The organism is Bryocella sp., from assembly GCF_058498515.1.
On the sequence record NZ_JBMHYI010000042.1, the window covers coordinates 117347 to 135691 of the forward strand.

General features: G+C 64.0%; 15 protein-coding genes. 7 read left to right on the forward strand and 8 right to left on the reverse strand.

The genetic code is table 11. The features are described 5' to 3' along the window. Nucleotides 1-119 precede the first annotated feature (119 nt). From AC5E6W_RS12285 to AC5E6W_RS12300, 4 genes are all read left to right on the forward strand, one after another. Entirely contained in the window at nucleotides 120-1307 is a 1188-nt protein-coding gene (locus AC5E6W_RS12285) for a VIT1/CCC1 transporter family protein (RefSeq protein WP_491752593.1), read from the forward strand. 260 nt (nucleotides 1308-1567) lie between these two features. Beyond that, nucleotides 1568-3955 (forward strand): sensor histidine kinase, encoded by a 2388-nt coding sequence (locus AC5E6W_RS12290; protein ID WP_491752594.1) that lies wholly within the window; start codon nucleotides 1568-1570, stop codon nucleotides 3953-3955. A 137-nt stretch (nucleotides 3956-4092) separates the two neighbouring features. Further along, nucleotides 4093-5490 (forward strand): sigma-54-dependent transcriptional regulator, encoded by a 1398-nt coding sequence (locus AC5E6W_RS12295; RefSeq protein ID WP_491752595.1) that lies wholly within the window; start codon nucleotides 4093-4095, stop codon nucleotides 5488-5490. Nucleotides 5491-5602: 112 nt separating this feature from the next. After that, on the forward strand, nucleotides 5603-6991 hold the full coding sequence (locus AC5E6W_RS12300) for an amidohydrolase (RefSeq protein ID WP_491752596.1): 1389 nt from the start codon (nucleotides 5603-5605) through the stop codon (nucleotides 6989-6991). A gap of 7 nt (nucleotides 6992-6998) precedes the next feature. Here AC5E6W_RS12300 and AC5E6W_RS12305 read toward each other — a convergent pair whose 3' ends face one another. Then, nucleotides 6999-7901, reverse strand: a complete 903-nt coding sequence (locus AC5E6W_RS12305; RefSeq protein ID WP_491752597.1) for a hypothetical protein — start codon at nucleotides 7899-7901, stop codon at nucleotides 6999-7001. Nucleotides 7902-8110: 209 nt separating this feature from the next. On the opposite strand from AC5E6W_RS12305, the gene AC5E6W_RS12310 reads away from it, so the two are divergent. Beyond that, nucleotides 8111-9109: an epimerase gene (locus AC5E6W_RS12310; RefSeq protein ID WP_491752598.1), complete on the forward strand. Its 999-nt coding sequence runs from the start codon at nucleotides 8111-8113 to the stop codon at nucleotides 9107-9109. Between the two features lie 4 nt (nucleotides 9110-9113). Here the strand turns inward: AC5E6W_RS12310 and AC5E6W_RS12315 are convergent, their stop codons facing one another. From AC5E6W_RS12315 to AC5E6W_RS12335, 5 genes are all read right to left on the reverse strand, one after another. Beyond that, nucleotides 9114-9674 (reverse strand): GNAT family N-acetyltransferase, encoded by a 561-nt coding sequence (locus AC5E6W_RS12315; protein WP_491752599.1) that lies wholly within the window; start codon nucleotides 9672-9674, stop codon nucleotides 9114-9116. After that, nucleotides 9674-10828 (reverse strand): GTPase Era, encoded by a 1155-nt coding sequence (gene era, locus AC5E6W_RS12320; protein ID WP_491752600.1) that lies wholly within the window; start codon nucleotides 10826-10828, stop codon nucleotides 9674-9676. The genes AC5E6W_RS12315 and era overlap by 1 nt, the downstream gene beginning before the upstream one ends. A 185-nt stretch (nucleotides 10829-11013) precedes the next feature. Next, nucleotides 11014-12429, reverse strand: a complete 1416-nt coding sequence (locus AC5E6W_RS12325) for a hemolysin family protein (protein WP_491752601.1) — start codon at nucleotides 12427-12429, stop codon at nucleotides 11014-11016. Next, nucleotides 12426-13133 (reverse strand): rRNA maturation RNase YbeY, encoded by a 708-nt coding sequence (gene ybeY, locus AC5E6W_RS12330; RefSeq protein WP_491752602.1) that lies wholly within the window; start codon nucleotides 13131-13133, stop codon nucleotides 12426-12428. The genes AC5E6W_RS12325 and ybeY overlap by 4 nt, the downstream gene beginning before the upstream one ends. A gap of 98 nt (nucleotides 13134-13231) precedes the next feature. Beyond that, nucleotides 13232-14272, reverse strand: a complete 1041-nt coding sequence (locus AC5E6W_RS12335) for a PhoH family protein (RefSeq protein WP_491752603.1) — start codon at nucleotides 14270-14272, stop codon at nucleotides 13232-13234. A gap of 429 nt (nucleotides 14273-14701) precedes the next feature. On the opposite strand from AC5E6W_RS12335, the gene AC5E6W_RS12340 reads away from it, so the two are divergent. Next, entirely contained in the window at nucleotides 14702-15043 is a 342-nt protein-coding gene (locus AC5E6W_RS12340) for a hypothetical protein (RefSeq protein ID WP_491752604.1), read from the forward strand. 39 nt (nucleotides 15044-15082) lie between these two features. On the opposite strand, the gene AC5E6W_RS12345 is transcribed toward AC5E6W_RS12340, so the two are convergent. Continuing rightward, on the reverse strand, nucleotides 15083-15895 hold the full coding sequence (locus AC5E6W_RS12345; RefSeq protein WP_491752605.1) for a hypothetical protein: 813 nt from the start codon (nucleotides 15893-15895) through the stop codon (nucleotides 15083-15085). Between the two features lie 298 nt (nucleotides 15896-16193). Here AC5E6W_RS12345 and rpsT point away from each other — a divergent pair, with 298 nt between their 5' ends. Beyond that, the gene (gene rpsT, locus AC5E6W_RS12350) at nucleotides 16194-16463 is read left to right on the forward strand and encodes a 30S ribosomal protein S20 (RefSeq protein ID WP_491752606.1); all 270 of its coding nucleotides are present in this window, start codon (nucleotides 16194-16196) and stop codon (nucleotides 16461-16463) included. A 199-nt stretch (nucleotides 16464-16662) separates the two neighbouring features. On the opposite strand, the gene AC5E6W_RS12355 is transcribed toward rpsT, so the two are convergent. Continuing rightward, the gene (locus AC5E6W_RS12355) at nucleotides 16663-18306 is read right to left on the reverse strand and encodes a hypothetical protein (RefSeq protein WP_491752607.1); all 1644 of its coding nucleotides are present in this window, start codon (nucleotides 18304-18306) and stop codon (nucleotides 16663-16665) included. Nucleotides 18307-18345 lie beyond the last annotated feature (39 nt).

Here is an 18345-nt window from a genome sequence, read left to right on the forward strand (position 1 = left end):
AGTGACTCGGCGATTTCCGAGCAGATGAGGTGGGCTTTCCGTCATGATGGAACATCGCGGCCACTCCACTGGTTCAATCGATAGGGACAGTACCGCGTTGCGGAAAGCGATGGCCATTCATGAACCCGAGGAACACAGAACAGCTCATCGAAGCTCTCTGCCACAACTGGCAGGCAGAGATGCGGGGCTATCACACGTACAACACGCTTTCGAAGCAGGAGACTGAGCCGCACCGCCGCTCTGTGTTACGCAAGCTCGCTCTCTCCGAGAAGAACCATGCCGATCTATGGGCCATTCGGCTCACCGCACTTGGCGCGCCGGTTCCGCAGTATGAAGGATCCGAGTCTGGCGAGGCCGGTTCGCTCGCCAGCCGCATCGGTGGGCAGGGACTGGCGCTACGGCGTCTCGAACTCGATGAAAGCCGCGACATCGCGCGCTATGGCAAGCAGATCGAGGAACTCGGTGACGCGGCCACCACCGCCATGCTCAAGGAGATCCTCGCCGATGAGGCCGACCACTACATCACGCTGGGTGGCCTGATCCGCCATCACTTGCCAGCGGAACCATTGGCTCCGGAACAAGCCCAGCAGGCTCTCGATGAGTTGGTGACGGAAAGAGAAAAGGGGCGTCCCAAAGCGGCGAGTTGGATCGGAGACGCCATCTACGGCGTCAATGATGGACTCGGCGCAATCTTCGGTATCGTCTCCGGTGTCTCCGGGGCAACCCTCGGCAACGCACACTTCGTGCTGATCGCTGGCCTTGCCGGAATGATCGCCAGCGCACTCTCGATGGGATCGGGCGCATACCTTGCTGCGAAGAGCGAACGCGAAATCTACGAGGCCGAATTTGCCCGCGAGCGCGATGCCGTCGAATACAACGAGGCCGAAGCGCGCGAGTTGCTCTCGCTGACCTATCAGGCACGCGGCCTCTCCGCCGAGGATGCCGACCACTTTGTTGGGCACATCGCGGAGAAAAAAGATCAGCTTGTCGCAGCTCTCGCACGGGAACGTCTGCACATCAGTGAAGAGGGGCTCAGCGTGCCTTGGGTCTCGGCAGTATCTGGAGCGCTGTCCACGGCGGTCGGAGCATTCATCCCCGTATTGCCGTTCTTCTTTATGGCTGGAATGCCGGCGATCATCGTTGCCGCCATCATCTCTCTTGCGGCGCACTTTGCTGTTGGCGCAGCCAAATCGCTCATCACCATTCGCTCCTGGTGGAGCAGCGGCCTGGAGATGACGGCCGTCGGCGCACTCGAAGGAGCCGTCACCTACATCATCGGTGTTGGCATTGGGCATATCGCCGGGTGAACTGATCGACGCAATGACGGCATCGTGGAAACCCAATCTTAGCGATTAGAACGGCGGCTGCGATCAAGTCGGCTTCTGTGTAGTGATGTTTCGGTTCTGAGGAACGGATTCCCGAGCAGATCGGTCAAATGAGGACTACGGGCCAAGGCACTATCCAAGCCGATCCCAGATCATCGCTCCCGTGCCCCGCACGTCGCCCTTTGTCTTCCATCCTCAACTGCCCAAAGGCCGCCGCAGCCCCAACGAGTACACTTCTCTCCATGGGCATTCGCCTCCGAGGCCGGCAGGGTGTGGTCATCGCACTGGGCGTGTGCCTGCTGCTCCTCTTTCTCGGACTCGGCACCCTCAACGCCTTCAACCTCAGCTTCCTCAACCCCGCTTCGCCCATCCAGACCCTCGTCTTCATCGCCCTCTCGGTGCTGGCGTTCCTGCTCTTCGTTGGCGTCCTCGTTCTCCTCGTCCGCAACGTCCTCAAGCTCTACGCCGACCAGCGCAGCCGCGTCCTCGGCACCCGCCTCCGCACCCGCATGCTCTGGGGAGCTGTCCTCGTCTCCCTCGCACCGCTCGTCTTCATGGTCGCCTTCAGCTACCTGCTGATGAACCGCGCCATCGACCGCTGGTTCTCGCAGCCCGTCACCCAGATGCGCGACGACTCCACCCGCCTCGCCGAAGAGCTCTTCCACTACGCCACCGCCAACGCCCGCTCCGAGTCCGACTCCATCGCCCTCGAGCTCTCCGACATTCCCCTGCCGCCTGACACCGCCGCCAGTCCGCAGCAGGCCGAGGCCGTGCGCTCTGTCCTCGCGCGCCATGAGCTCACGCTGCAGGGCGGCTTCGCCATCGTCTTCCACAGCGGCCAGCCCCTCGCTTCCCTCCGCCTGCCAGACGTCCGCGGCGGCGTCACCCACATCCGCGCCCTCACGCCCATCTCTCCCACAGCCGACGAAGGTCCTCCCCCGCCCGAGCCCACCATCCAGCTGCACAGCACCCCCGAGCAGACCCTGCTCGACGCCGCCCGCCGCGCCGACGACCCCTTCTACACCATCGCCGGCACCGACTACACCCTCGCCACCTCCGGCCTCAAGCAGGGCGGCATCGTCGTCGCCGGCCTTCCCATCCCCAGCGGCATCACCGCCACCACGCGCGAGATGCGCATCGCCTCCGACAACTACTGGACCACCTTCCGCGAGCGCCGCGTCATCCGCAGCCTCTTCCTCATGATGCTGCTGCTCATCACCGGCCTCGCGCTCTTCGCCTGCTGCTGGCTCGCGCTCAACCTCGCCAAGCAGGTCACGCGCCCCATCGAGTCCCTCGCCGACGCCATGGAGGCCATCGCCAGCGGCGATTACGCCCACCGCGTCCCCGCCTCCGCCACCGACGAGCTCGGCGAGCTCACCGCCAGCTTCAACGCCATGGCCTCCGACCTCGAGCACGCCCATCAGCTCGCCGAAGACTCCACCGCGCAGCTCTCCGGGCTCAATGCCAAGCTCGAGCAGCGCCGCAACGAGCTCGAAACCATCGTCGACACCATCCCCAACGGCGTCGTCACGCTCTCCGCCGGCGGCCGCATCCTCGTCGCCAACCGCGCCTTCTCCGAGCTCCTCGACCCCGGCGGCCAGAAGCACTTCGTCGGCCTCACGCTCGCCCAGGTCCTGCCTGCCGAGATCGTCGAAACCATCGACCGCCTCATGCGCCGCGCCCACCGCATGGGAGCAGCCTCCGCCGCGATGGAGATGCAATCCAACACCGGCACGCTGCATCTCTCCGCCACCGTCGCCCTCCTGGAGCGCGGCATCCCTTCCCCGGCCGAGCACGAGGAACACGGCTACGTCCTCGTCCTCGAAGACGCCACCGAGCTCCTTCGCGCCCAGAAACAGAGCGCCTGGAAAGAAGTCGCCCGCCGCGTCGCGCACGAGATCAAGAACCCCCTCACGCCCATCTCGCTCAACGCCGAGCTCATCCAGCGCCACGTCGGCCGCCTCACCACTTTGCTCTCCGACCACAACGTCGAGTCACCCTCGCCCGCCGTCATCCAGCGAGGCTCGGAGATCATCTCCTCGTCTGTCCAGACGATGAGATCCCTCGTCGATCAGTTCTCCGCGCTCGCCGAGTTCCCCGCCGCGCGCCCCCGTCCCGCCGACCTCAACAACATCGTCGAAAACTCCCTCGCCCTCTTCGCCGGTCGTCTCTCCCACATCCGCGTCCGCCTCACGCTCGCGCCCGGTCTGCCGCTGGTCATGGCCGACCCCGAATCCCTCAAGCGCGCCCTCTCCAACCTCATCGACAACGCCGCCGAAGCCATGCAGGACTCCCTGCTCCGCGAGCTCGACATCTCCTCCCGCCTGCTAGACTCCGGCCCCAACACATCCCCCATGGTCGAGCTCTCCATCGCCGACACCGGCCCCGGCCTCACCGACGACATGCGCGAGCGCCTCTTCCTCCCCTACTTCTCCACCAAGGAACGAGGCACCGGCCTCGGCCTCTCCATCGCCGCCAAGATTATCCAGGAACACCAGGGCACCATCCGCGCCGAGAAAAACTTCCCCGCCGGAGCCCGCTTCCTCATCGAACTGAAACCCGCCCCCCTCACCGAAGACAACGAACCCTCCACCGCATCCAACGAAGAACCAGCCCACCACCTCAACTAGCCCACAGGCCCACAGGCCGTCTGGCAACTGGCAAACTGGCATCTGGCAACTCACAACTCGCAACCGCCGTTGCACTTCGCTATTCGCTGTTCTGCTATTTAGCTATTTAGCTGCCTCTCCGCTGTTCTGCTGCCTTTATGACCCACATCCTCATCGTCGACGACGAAGCTGACATCCGCGACTCCCTCGAAGCCATCCTGCGCGAGGAGGACTACACCGTCACCACCGCCGGCACTGCCGCCGAGGCCCTCGAGCTCACCCGCGACGCCGACTTCGACGCCATCCTCCTCGACATCTGGCTGCCCGACATGGACGGCCTCGACGTCCTCGCTCGCATCCGCGGCGACGCTACCGAACCCCGCGCCAACGCCCCCGAAGTCATCATGATCTCCGGCCACGGCACCATCGAAGCCGCCGTCCGCGCCACCAAGCTCGGAGCCTTCGACTTCCTCGAAAAGCCTCTCTCGCTCGACCGCACCCTCCTCGTCCTGCGCAACGCCGTCCAGCAGCGCAAGCTCCGCGGCGAGAACCTCGAGTTCTCCCGCCAGCTCACCGTGCAGGGCCCCATCACCGGCGGCAGCGTGCCCATCAAGGCCCTCCGCCAGCAGATCGGCCTCATGGCCCCCACCAACGGCCGCGTGCTCATCTTCGGCGAGTCCGGCACCGGCAAAGAGCTCATCGCGCGCAGCATTCATGCCGAGTCGCTCCGCCGCGACCGCGTCTTCGTCGAGCTCAATTGCGCCGCCATCCCTGAGGATTACATCGAGGCCGAGCTCTTCGGCTATCGCCACGGCGCCGGCCCCACCTACGGCGGACGCACCGCCAACCAGCCCACCGAAAAACGCGGCACCTTCGAGCGAGCCAACGGCGGCACCCTCTTCCTCGACGAAGTCGGCGACATGAGCCTCAAAACCCAGGCGAAAGTCTTGAGGGCATTAGACGAACAGCGCTTCTATCCCGTCGGCGCCTCCACCCCCGTCCACATCGACGCCCGCGTCATCGCCGCCACCAACAAGGATCTCGAAGAAGAGATCGCCCGCGGCAACTTCCGCGAAGACCTCTTCTATCGCCTCAACGTCATCCCCTTCTTCGTCCCGCCCCTGCGCGACCGCAAGGAAGACATCCCGCTCCTCGCGCGCGAGTTCCTCCTCGAGTTCGGCCAGGAGTACGGCCGCCCCCGCGTCGAGATCTCCGAGGCCGCACTAACGCAGCTCAAGCAGTACCGCTGGCCCGGCAACGTCCGCGAGCTGCGCAACGTCGTCGAGCGCGTCCTCATCCTCAACCCCAAAGTCCAGCGCATCGAAGCCAAGCACCTGCCCATGCTCGTCCAGCGCTCCGACTCCGGCCCCGCCCGCGGCGGCAGCGCCGAACCCACCACCCTCCAGCAGGCCCGCGAAGCCTACGAGCGCGACTACATCCTCAAGGAGGTCGACCGCTGCGGCGGCAACATCACCCGCGCCGCCGAATCCCTCGGCCTCGAACGCTCCCACCTCTACCGCAAGATGAAGACCCTCGGCATCAACGTCGGCGAATAGCTACACCCCGGAGTAGCAGCAGGCTTCAGCCTGCGGAAAGCCCCAGCCAACACAAAGGGCTTCAGCCCCGGCCTCGCTATACTTGAACAAATCCCCCACCAGGAGTGCGCCCATGCTTCGCACCGCGAAGGTTCTGCTTCCTCTTTCTCTGCTCGCCCTCTGCGCGCAAGCGCCGAAACTCAGCGCACAAGACGTCGCCACCTTCGCGCACACCGAAACCCCAGGCCTCGTCGATCTCTACAAAGACCTCCACTCCCATCCCGAGCTCTCCCACTACGAAGAGCGCACCTCCGGCATCCTCGCCAAAGACCTCCGTGACGCTGGCTATACCGTCACCGAACGCGTCGGCAAATATCCCGATAGCTCGCAAGCCTACGGCGTCGTCGGCATCATGAAGAACGGCGCCGGCCCCACGCTGCTCATCCGCGGCGACATGGACGCCCTCCCCGTCACCGAGGAGACCGGCCTTCCCTACGCCTCGCACGTTGTCACCAAGACCATGTCCGGCCAGAACGCCGGCCAGATGACCGGCGTCATGCACGCCTGCGGCCACGACGTCCACGTCACGGTACTCATCGGTACCGCCCGCGCCCTCGCCGCCATGAAGTCCAAGTGGCACGGCACCATCATGATCGTCGGCCAGCCCTCCGAAGAGACCATCGACGGCTCCAAAGCCATGCTCGCGGACGGCCTCTACACCCGCTTCGGCAAGCCCGACTTCATCATCGGCCTGCACGACACCAACGCCCTGCCCGCAGGCAAAGTCGGCTTCGTCCTCGGCGACACGCTCGCCTCCTCGACCTCCATCGACGTCGTCATCCACGGCATCGGCGGTCACGGCTCCGCGCCCAACGTCGGCAAGGACCCCATCACGCTCGCCGCCTACTTCATCACCCAGATGCAGACCATCGTCAGCCGCGAAGAAGATCCCCAGGACCCCACCGTCGTCACCGTCGGCGACATCCACGGCGGCACCAAGCGCAACATCATCCCCAACGAAGTCAAGCTCGAGCTCACCGTCCGCGCCTTCAGCCCCAGGGCCCTGCAGACCGTCATCACCGGCCTCAACCAGATGGCCGCCGGCATCACCATCTCCGCCGGCCTGCCCGCCGACAAAGCCGCCACCGTCCACGTGCTCGACGAAGAATCCACGCCCGTCCTCTACAACGACCCCGCCCTCATGCGCCGCATGGGAGCCACGCTCGCAAGCTCCTTCGGCAAGGACAACGTCATCGAAACCACCCGCGTCATGGGCTCGGAAGACGTAGGAGTCTTCGGCCTCGGCTTCAAACCCGCCGTAGCCGGCCAGCCACCCGCGCAGGAAATCCCCGTAGCCTTCCTCTGGCTCGGCGCCATGGACCCTGCCAAGTTCGCCGCCGCCCAGAAAGCCGGCATCCCACTCCCCGGCCCCCACACCAGCAAGTTCGAGCCCCTCCCCGCCCCCACGCTAGAAACCGGCGTAAAAGCCCTCACCACCGAAGCGCTGACGCTCCTGCAGTAGTCCCCATTTAGGGCGTGGGCTGATAGACATCATCCAAGTGCCGCCCAATAAATTCGCAGGATCCGCCCCATGCCGACAGGGCCTGACCCGTGTTTGGATCTCGGTACCACGCCTCAGGCCAAGTTCTACTTGTTTCCCACTCCCAAGCTACCTGCTTTCCTTTTTGGAAGTGCAGGCGTGTGGTGGGGAAGATCTGTCGTCGCTTTTGCACGCCGCCCGGAGATGTGACATCCAGAATCACGCCCTTAACGCCCGGGATGAGTCTCGTGCAACCAGAATCCGAGTAGACCTCAACACCGGGGTGATCGACGAAATAGGTTTCTAACGGCAGGGATTTTATCGCCCGAAGGATCGTCATCCCAGAATCCAAAGCTCTAAGTGCGTCATCATCGCTAGCGTCTCTGCCGTGGATGATCTTGTTACGAACGCTCAAGAAGAGGTTGAGCGAGCCTTTCAGATTCTCAGGCAGGCCGTACTGCTGCAGCTCCGTGAACGCCTCGGTTGTCGGTACAGAATTTCGCCCTCGGAGCAGTCCGCGAGCAGCAAGCCCCTGTATCGACTGACGCTCCAGCTCGTCTGCAAGACTCATTAATGCAACCTTCGGAGCCGTTGCCGCCTGCTCTAAGATCCGATCCACACGTGGATCGAATTCCGCCCGCGATACGGCACCAGTATCCTGAATCCCGGTCGATTCCGATATGCGACCAGCGATCGTAGCTGATGCGGCGACCGAACTTTCCAACACTGCTAGATCTGATTGAAGCTCGAATTTCTGACCGAGGAGCTCACCCTTGGTAAGTCGGCCAAAGGCTTTCGCAATCTGACAGCGGAAGAGAAAGAGCACAGTAAAGGCGAAGATTACCCAGCCTAGTGAAGCAAGACCTTGAAGGATGGGCGCAATGAGACTCATGTGGCCTCCGGAGTGGAGTATCGAGCAATCATAAACAGTTCCTGCGCAGTATAGACACTGGGAGATCCCTACCAACCCAAAGATCGGGAGCTCGATCGCGGTTACGGGGCACAAGTGCTATGAGCGCTGAAAGCGCGACACATCGGTTGGTACGAATCATCCCTGCCAGTGCCCCGTCTGCGAAAGCGATCGGAGTCGTAGAGTAAGTTATGCGCATTCTCATCCCCGGCGGCTCTGGCCAGGTCGGCACCATCCTCGCAAGGCATCTACACGCGCATGGGCACGAAGTCATCGTGCTCTCACGCGATGCCGCCGCGCACACCGCCAACTTCTGGCTCACCCTGCCCTGGGACGGCCGCACTCCCGGCGACTGGGTCGACGAACTCCACCGCGCCGACGCCGTCATCCATCTCTCCGGCCGCAGCGTGAACTGCCGCTACAACGCCGAGAACCGCCAAGCCATCTTCGACTCCCGCGTCGAGCCCACCCTGCTCCTCGGCCGCCTCATCGCCGACGCTCCCAGGCCGCCACGCCTCTGGCTCAACGCCTCCACCAGCACCATCTACCGCGACTCCCGCGATACACCGAACGACGAGTTCACCGGCATCCTCGGCGATCTGCCCTCGGAGCGCGGCACCAACGAGCCCGCCAACCTCCCCGAGACCTGGTCCTTCTCCATCGACGTCGCCAAGCGCTGGGAAGCCGCCTTCGCCTCCATCGAGACGCCCCACACCAGGAAGATCCGCCTCCGCAGCTCCATGATCATGAGCCCCGACCCCGGCGGCGTCTTCAGCGTGCTCTCCAGGCTCGCCCGCCTTGGACTCGGCGGGACAAATGGTTCGGGTACCCAATATGTCTCCTGGATGCACGATCACGACCTCTGCGCCGCGATCGAACTTCTGCTAGCCCAGCCCGAGATCACCGACGCCACAGACGGAGTCGTCAATCTCACCGCACCCGGGCCCCTGCCCAACCGCGAGTTCATGGCCACCCTGCGCAACGCCTGGCATCAGCCCATCGGCCTGCCCGCCTCCCGCTGGATGATGGAGATCGGCACCTTCCTCATGCGCACGGAGACCGAACTCATCCTCAAGTCCCGCCGAGTCGTTCCCGGAGTCCTGCTCCGCAATGGCTTCGAGTTCCGCTTTCCCGACTGGCCCTCCGCCACAAAGAACCTCGTCGCCCGCGCCCAGGCTGCGGCCCACTAGCGCCTCAGACCCCCGCCACGTCCTCCCGCATCCTGCGGTACCGCACAGTACCATCCTCATCCCCAAGCCCCACATAGCTCATCCCGATGCGCTCCATCACCTTCATCGACTCCACCAGCCGAGGAAATGTCTGCGCACTCACCGAGGTCACACCGTCCTCGCGGAGCAGCATCTCCACCAGCGCCGCCGCGGCTTCCGTCGCATAGCCGCGCCGCTGGTACGCCGGCAGCGTCGAGTACCCAATCTCCACATCCCCCGCATCCTTGGGAAAGCCGCCAACGCACCCGATCAGCGTCCGCGCAAACCAGCCTTCGCGCAGCACCACGTAACGGTGCCACGCTTCCGCGGGGCCGCCCGCATCAATCTGCTTCTGGATGAACTCCAGCACATGCGGCTCCCAGTCGGCCGAAGGCCACTCGTCCGTCATGCGCGCGCCCAGGCACTCCGCGAGGGAACCGTCACCACGCCGTTCCGCCTCCAGCATCTCCGCCGTAATGGCGACGAGCTCGAGACGCTCCGTGCGCAGCGTGTTCGCCGGTCTCCACCACCGCGTGAGCAGCGACATTACTCCTCGTCGTCCGCCGGATCCAGGTTCTCCATCTCCACCTGGTCGAACTCGTTGAGCTTCACGCCAGCCGCCGCTGCAGCCAGCGATCGATCCAGCTGCTGCTTCTCCGCCATCTGTTCCAGCTGCCGCCGCCAATCCAGGTTCTCGACAAACCCGCGCGAGCTGCGCCACTCATCCTGCACCTTCACAAACAGCTCCAGGAACACCCGCGTCCCCAACAGCCCCTCGATCTCCTTGCGCGCGCTCGTTCCAATCTGCTTCAGCATCGAGCCCGCGCGCCCAATCAGGATCGCCTTCTGCCCCGTGCGCTCGCAATAAATCGCCGCGTTGATCTTCGTCACCGGCAGCTTGCCGTCCTTGCCCTTCTTGCGCGTCTCCGGCTCCTCGAACGCCTCGATCACCACCGCCGTCGCATACGGAACTTCCTCGCCCGTCAGAAGCAAAATCTTCTCGCGAATAATCTCCGCCACCAGGAAGCGCTCCGGCTGATCCGTCAGCTGGTCCTTCGGGAAGTAGCGCTGGCCCTCCGGCAGCAGACGCACCACCTTGTCCAGCAGCAGGTCCAACCCTTCCTTCTTCTTCGCCGAGATCGGAATCACATCCGCAAACTTGAACTTCGACGACCAGTGCGCAATGATCGGCAGCAGCGCCGTCCGCGGCAGCTCGTCGATCTTATTCAGCGCCAGCACCACCGGGCAGTCCAGCTTCGAGATCACCTGCAGCACGAACGCATCCTCGGACCGCGACATCGCCCGCTTCTGCATCCCCACTGTGCGCACGGTCCTGCCCTCCGCATCGGTCCGCGGAGCCTCTTCCTCATGAATGCGGTGCGTCGCGTCGACCATAAAGACCACGACATCGCGCGTCTCCAGCGCGTCGTGAACCTCCTGCATCATCCGCTTGTCCAGCTGCGTCTCCGGCTTGTGCACGCCCGGCGTGTCCACCAGGACCACCTGCGCCGCCGGCCGGCCCGGATCGCCCTTGCCCTTCTTGCGTACAGGAAGCTCCAGCACGCCCTGAATACGGGTGCGGGTCGTCTGGGGCTTGTGCGTCACGATCGCCAGCTTCTGCCCCAGCAGAGCGTTCAACAGGGTCGACTTGCCCGCATTCGGCCGCCCCACGATCGATACAAATCCACTGCGTAATGCCATTACTCTATGATGACACCGAAACGGAAGCCGCTAGCTTCGAGTCCCTGGCTTCGAGCTCAAAACTCCCAGCTCCGGCTTCAACGGCTCGCTTCGAGCTCAAAACTCCCGGCTCAGAGCCCAAAACTCAATCCTCATTTTTTAGTCTTTAGCTAGAAGCTAAAAGCTAGGAGCTAGAAGCCAGCCCTTCACTCCGGCTCGCTCTCATCCATCGCCGTCAGCCCCACGCGCACGCGCTCCACCGTCCGGTCGGTCGACGCCACCACCTCCAGCCGCAGCGGACCATCCTCCACCACCTCGCCTGGCAGCGGAATATGCCCCGCAATCTCGCTCACCAGGCCGCCCACCGTCGTCGCGTCGTACGGATCCAGCACCTGCGCCAGCATCTGTTCCGCGGTCTGCTGCATCGGGAACGACTCGTCCTCCTCGTCCCGCTCTTCCTCCTCGTCCCGCTCTTCCTCCTCGTCCGCGCGCGGAGGATCGTCCCCATCCGTAAGCTCCAGCTTCCTCTTCGGCTCTTCGCGCTCCGTGAAAAGTTCGCGCAGCCGGTCAACCTCGAAGTCCCCCGGCACCAGCCACGTCCCCTCGGGCTCCGCGACAGGCCGCGACTCGCCCGTATCGTGCTCGTCCTCAATGTTGCCGACGATCGTCTCCAGCAGGTCCTCAATCGTCACCAGTCCCGCCACGCCGCCATACTCGTCGATCACAATCGACATGTGCTGCTTCTGGCGTTGCATCTCGCGCAGCAGCTCATTCACCTTCTTCGTCTCCGGGACGAACACCGTCGGCTTCTGCAGAGTCGCCACCGTTCGCCGCCTAGCATCCTCATCGCGCACTGCCAGCAGGTCGCGCGCAAACGCCACACCTGTAATGTGGTCAATCGACTCCTCATACACCGGCACGCGCGAGAACCCATGCCGGTTCACCTCGGCCGTAAACTCCTCCAGCGTCATGCTCCCCGGCACAGCCAGCATCGAGGGCCGGGGCACCATCACCTCGCGCACCACCTTGTCGCCGAACTCCACCACCGACCGCACCAGCTCGCGGTCGCTCTCCTCGAAGATGCCCTCTTCCTCACCCGCCTCCAGCAGTGCATCCATCGCCTCGCTCGGATGCTCCGGCTCCTCGGTCTCAGGCTCCGCCAGCCCAACGATGGACAGCAGCAACCCAATCGTCAGCGTGATCGGCAGCACCAGGTAAAACAGCGCCTGCACCAGCCACGCAATGCGCACGATCCACTGCCCCTGCGTGCGCGTGAAGAACAGCTCCGGAATCAGCCGGTCGAAGATCAGGATCGTCAGCAGCAGCTCAAACACCGCCCGCCCAATCGACGCCGCACTGTGTCCCAGCGCGCCTCGCAGCCGCAGCGCCACCAGGAACGCCATCGCCACCATCGCCACCTGCCGCAGCACGCTCGCCGAAATCGCCGCAGACTCGCTGCCGATCCTCAGCTTCGGCTCGACCCTCCGCTCCCACGCATCAATGTTCTCCGCATACTCCCGCGAGAGAAACTTGCCCATCTCGAAGTAAATCCGGTCCACATACGACGCCAGCGCCAGCACACACAGCAGCGCAAACAGCCCAAACTCGAAGGCCACACTCATGCAACCCTCCGCGCTCGCTTGGCCTTCTTCGCGCTCTTGCGAACAATCCTCTTCGACGCCTTCACCACGGGCGCCTTCACGACTGGCATCTGGCCATCTGGGAACTGGCCAACTGGAGCCCTACCCACCAGCCTCTTGCCCGCGACCCTCTTGCCCACCCCAGCCGCGCTTTGAAGGGGACGGGCTTTAGCCCGTCCCTCAGAACTCTTCCCAGCAGCAACCAGCTCCAGCCGCTGAGGCCCCTCCACCCGCGCAATCAACCCCACAGGCAGCTTCAGCGCCGCCCGCAACTCCGCCTCGCGCGCCGCCATCTCGCCGCGATCCGCTTCATGATCCATCCCTGAAAGATGCAGTAACCCATGCAGCATCAGGATCCGAACCTCATCCTCAAGCCCATGCCCGTACGCCTTCGCCTGCCGCGCCGCCGTCTGCAATGAAATCGCAAGATCCCCCGCCCGCTGCTCGAAGATCTCCTCCGGAGAAGGAAAGCTGAGCACGTCGGTAGGTTTATCTTTTCCCCGAAAATCCCGATTCAGCCGCTTCAGCGTCGCGTCCCCCGCGAGCAGCACATCCACCTCACCCGCCAGCCCCACAGCCTTACGCGCCCGCGCAAAGAATCGCGACAACGCCAGGCGCGACAGCCCCGAGCCATCCCAAGGATCGGCCGATGCATGCAATCGTCGCGGCGGATCGAGCAGGATCATGTGTGTTTCGATGCTAACAAGACAGCAGCAAAATAGCAGAACAGTGAAATAGCAAGACTCCACTATTCTGCTACTCCGCTATTCAGCTATTCCGCTCCCTATTGCTTCAGCGCCCGCTTCACCGGCCGCTCATTCCCCAGCACCATGCCGCCCTCACCTGCAGCTCCCTCCATCGGCAACGGCATCTGCTCCTCGCGATGATGCGTCTCGTACGCCCGCACGATCCGCTGCACCAGGTGATGCCGCACCACGTCGTTGTCTTCGAAGTGACAGAACTTGATGCCCTCCACGGCATCCAGCACCCGCAGAGCCTCCAGCAGGCCACTCTTCTTGGGGTTCGGCAAATCGATCTGCGTCAGGTCGCCCGTGATGACCGCGCGCGAGCCGTTCCCGAGTCGCGTCAGGAACATCTTCATCTGCTCGCCCGTCGTGTTCTGCGCCTCATCCATGATGATGAACGCCTCGTTCAGCGTTCGCCCACGCATAAAGGCCAGCGGAGCCACCTCGATGACATTCGTCTCCAGCCACTTGTCCACCTTCACCGGATCGACGAGGTCATACAGCGCGTCATAGAGCGGTCGCAGGTACGGATCGACCTTCTCCTGCAGCGATCCCGGCAGGAATCCCAACCGCTCGCCCGCCTCGACCGCCGGACGCACCAGGATGATCCGCGAGACCTTCTTCGCCAGCAGCGCGCTCACCGCCATCGCCACCGCAAGGTACGTCTTGCCCGTACCGGCCGGTCCCATCCCGAAGACCATGTCGTTCTGCTCGATGGCCTCGATGTACTTCCGCTGGTTCGGCGTCTTCGGCTGGACAACCCTCTTCACGCCGACAGCCCGCTGCTTGCCACTGTCGATCAGCCCCCTCAGCGTCACCGTCGGGTCGGCGACCACCATCTTCAGCAAACCGTTCAGCTCCCCATTGTGTGGATGGACCCCGCCGCGCCGCAGCGCCTCGAAGTCCGTAAAGATGCGCTCCACCCGGGCTACGGCCTCGGGTTCTCCCAGGACATGGATGGAGTCGGATCGAAGATCGATCTGAACCCCCAGCCTGTCTTCCATCAGACGAAGGTTCTCGTCGCGTGTGCCGTAGAGCGGCTCAATTCCGGGCGTGAGTTGCAGCGCTTTTTTCACCAAGTCGGGACCTGACCTCCATCAGAGGACCACCTGCTGTTAGACACAATTGTCGGGAATTCGATGCCCGCAGCCCCGCCCGCGCGCCTCACGCTTCCCCGCATTCTTCTTTTGGCGGGTAGCGCCGGCACCGGATTGGCCATGAGCATCAAGGGGTTCGATTTGCCGAAACTCTAGCCCCGCCGAAACGCCGAGTCAAGAGACACCGGTGCAAAACCACATCAAAATCCGACCAATCGCCCCCAAAAGCAGCAAAATAACGAAAATAGCAGAACAGCAGAACAGCAAAGAAGCAGAACAGCGCCTCGGGCTAGGAGCTCTCGCCTTTCTGGTTGTCATCCCCGAAGGGGATCTGCTGTTGCTCCTCTGCTCTTCTGCTGTTCTGCTGTTCTGCTTCTCTGCTGTTCAGCTAATCTGCTGTTCTGCTGCACTGTGCTCGATCTCCTCAAAGCCGCCTTCACCGCCGGGACGATCGTCGCGATCTACCGCGTCGGCGTGGCCGCCTTCTTCATGCCGGCCACCCGCTGGGAAGACCGCGTCCTCGAAAGCCTCGTCCGCCTGATCCTCGCCATCTGCATCGCGCTCGCCGGCGGCGTCCTCTTCGTCTTCCCCATCCGCAGCAATCCCGACCGCGACAAGCCCTTCGTCACCGCGCTCCCCGTCCAGATGCTCCTCTGGGCGACCATCCTCATGACCCTGCTCTTCGCCGCCAGCCTCTACCTCAGCTGCGGCCAGAACGGCTGGCCCCACAACAAATACCTCAACTGCAGCTAGCGTCTCCCGTACAACGTAGAACGCACAACGTACAACGCCCTACAACGCCGGATAAATCAGCCCGAACCGCGCATGCGCCGTCAGGTCCAGGATCACAATGCTGTCGTGGAACAGCGCATTCCCCAGCACGCCGTCCGCCTGGAAAATATCCGTGTAATCCCGGTCGCGAACCGCGGCCGTGGCAACCAGCGGGTGCTCATAGACATGGTTGGCCAGGATCATATCCCCGGTGGCAGGAGCGGTCACATACTCCACCGTGCTGTCCCAGGTCTGCGACGCAAACCGCCCCGTCGCCTCCTTTGGATCGCTCTTCCCTGTCGCCGCCTTCCAGGGCTCCAGGTCCATCACCAGAGCATCCCCGCTGGCGCCCGTGTCGTACGCCAGCCGGTTCGACCGCTTCCCATTGATCTCCGCCCGCACGAAAAACTTCCCGTGCCGAACCTCCGCATTGCTCCATTGCGCCGCATGGACAAGATTCGCCGGAATGTCCGCTTGATCCACCAGACAGACCCGCCGCCGCGGAAAATCGATCACCAGCACCCGCCCCACCAGCGGATCCAGCCCAATCGTTCCCTGCACCTCCGTATCCGGCACCGCCAGCAGCGGGTACGCCACCACCGACGGCAATGTCGCTCCGCCGAACTGCAGGTTCGTCATCCGCACGCCCTGCGCCAGCGGCTTCCACTCCGGATGCGGCCGGCTCCCGTACACCGACACCTCATCCGCCCCCGTGTCCAGCTGATAGACAAACGGCTTCCCATCGATGGTCACCGGAACCAGCATCTTCGCCTGCGGCCGAGCCGGCCCATCGGCCCCCCACAGAAACGGCCCGCACGCTAGCGCGTCGGTCAACGGAGCCGGTAGCTTCGGAGGCTTGGCTGGTTTCGGGGGAATAGCGGAAGTATCCTGCGCTCGGCATAAGGAACCAGCCAGCAACACGAGAGCGATCACGATCATGCGGGGACGCATGGCCGGATTGTAGCCGGGAACCACGGCCGTTTGACCCCTATCCTTCGTAGCCCTAGAATAGAAAGTGCAGAGGAGCGGCTAGCGCTGCGTCTTGATAGGCTCTCAGGCCCGTCCGCAACAGCCACCAGTCTGCATCCCCTTTCTCCGACAACCGGCAGAAAAGAAAAGAAGGTACTCCCGCATGGCGAATCATGTTTCGTCCCTCAAGCGCGCCCGCCAGACCGAGCGCAAGACCATCGTCAACCGCTCCAACAAGTCCAAGCTCCGCACCGCGCTCCGCTCCATGCGCGATGCCCTCACCGCCGGCAACAAGGAAACCCTCAACGAGACCTACCGCAAGACCGTCTCCGCCCTCGACAAGAGCGTCCAGAAGGGCGTCATCCACAAGAACACCGCGAGCCGCTACAAGGGCCGCCTGAACGCCCGCGTCAAAGCCATCGTCAAGGCCTAACCCGCGTTCCGTAGAGACAGTAGAGACACCAGAGGCCAGCCTGCGAAGGCTGGCCTTCCTGTCTCTGCACCATGTCGGGTGCCCCATATCTCGAAGAGATGTGGGCCTGCACGACGCCCGGTGGGTATCGTTTGCGGCAGCAAACGACCGCGATCACTGACCTCGCACCCCACCCACCGAAGTAGCCCCCCGACCACTCCTAGTGCGGAACATCTGGCGAGTCCGCCGACTCTGCCGGCTGAGGATTCGCCTTCCCAAACTCCGGTTTCTCTCCCGGCTTCAGCAACGTAGGAGGCGTCCGCCGCACCGCTGGCCTCGGAGCCTCCGCAGCAGCCTGCTGAGCCTCCACCGCCCTCCCCTTAGCCGTCGGAGCACCACTCGCCGAACCACTCGCCGCTCCCGAAGCCACCTCAGCCCTAACCTTCTCCGCCGCCACGGCTCCCGCGGCCGCCTCCACGCTCGCCGTCTCCACCACCGCCGGCAGCCGGATCGCCCCTGAGCTCACCACCGGAGGAGCCGACTTCGCCGCCAGCTCCATATCCTTCCGGTCCTGCTTGTCCAGCTCCGGAAGCTTATAAACCACCAGCGCGCGATCCTTCACCGCCACCGCCAGCGACCCATCGCGCGACAAATCAAAGTTCTCCGCCGACTTGAACGCTGGCGACAACTCCACCTTCAGCAGCAGGTCGCCGCTCTCCGTCTGGTACACCCGCAGCTCCTGCCGCGCCACCGGAGCGCTGTCCCCATTCGATATCTCCCCCGGCCCGGCCGAATCGAGCTTGCGCACTACCGCAAACCGCCCCGTCTCGGGAGCCGTCGCATACACCGGATCATCCATCCCGCTTAGCGGCTCTTCCCACGCCTCATGCCCATCGAAGGCATACGCCTTCAGCACCACCGTATCGGCAGGCCCCCGGCACACCACCGCGATATACTCGCTGCGGCTCACCAGCTGCAGCTGCGGATCGCAGCTCGAATCGATCTCGCCCGCCTTCATCTCCGCCCCGCCAAACGGCGTGAACTTCACCTGCCAGCGCTGACTTCGTCCTTTGGGCTCGGCATACAGCGCACCATCTCCGCTGATCGGCAGGAACAGCGGTTGCGGTGCCAGCACCCGCCCCGCCAGCTCCAGCGATAGCCGCGAGCCGTCCCCTCCGCCATGCATGCGGTAGAACTCCACCAGCATCGTCACCGGGACGTTGCCCATCGCCACATCGCCCCACTGCTGTTCCTTCTGCTTCACCCGCACCCGGCTCTCGACCGTGAGGATGTTCTGGTCCGGCGAAACCAGCAGCAGCGACGGCCGCTGAAACGCTTTGATCTGGATCCGCTCAAACGGCTTGCCCGAAGCCAGGTGCGCCAGCGGCTCGATCTCGAAGTACTCCTGCGCCGTGCGCATCACGAACCGCCCGCCACCCAGGTTCCACAGGTAGCGCGCATGATCGTGCGCCTGCCATTCGTCCTTCGCCACAACCTTCCCGCTCGGCAGTTCGACGATCTCCATCGCCACCATGCGGTCCTCGTCGTCCTTGGGGTCGTTCTCCAGCCGCCGCACCAGCCCATGCGTTCCGAACGTCACCAGCAGGTGCGTGTCGTCCAGAAAGTGCACCGTAAGCATCGAAGCCCCCGCGCTCAACAACGTCGCCGAAACCCCATTGACCCCGATCGACTCCAGAGCCAGCCGCTCCGCGACCACCGGTGGCCGGTCCGCCGCCATCGCGGCCATCGCCCCATAGCCGGCACACAACCCCATGATCAGAACTCTCGCAACGCGCGCGTCTGCCCCCGGCAGCCTGCCGCCGCCGTCCCGCCGCCCGCGCCCTGCCCCGGATGGAACTCGCATTACCCTCTCCGCGTACATGTACTCTTGCACAGACAGGCC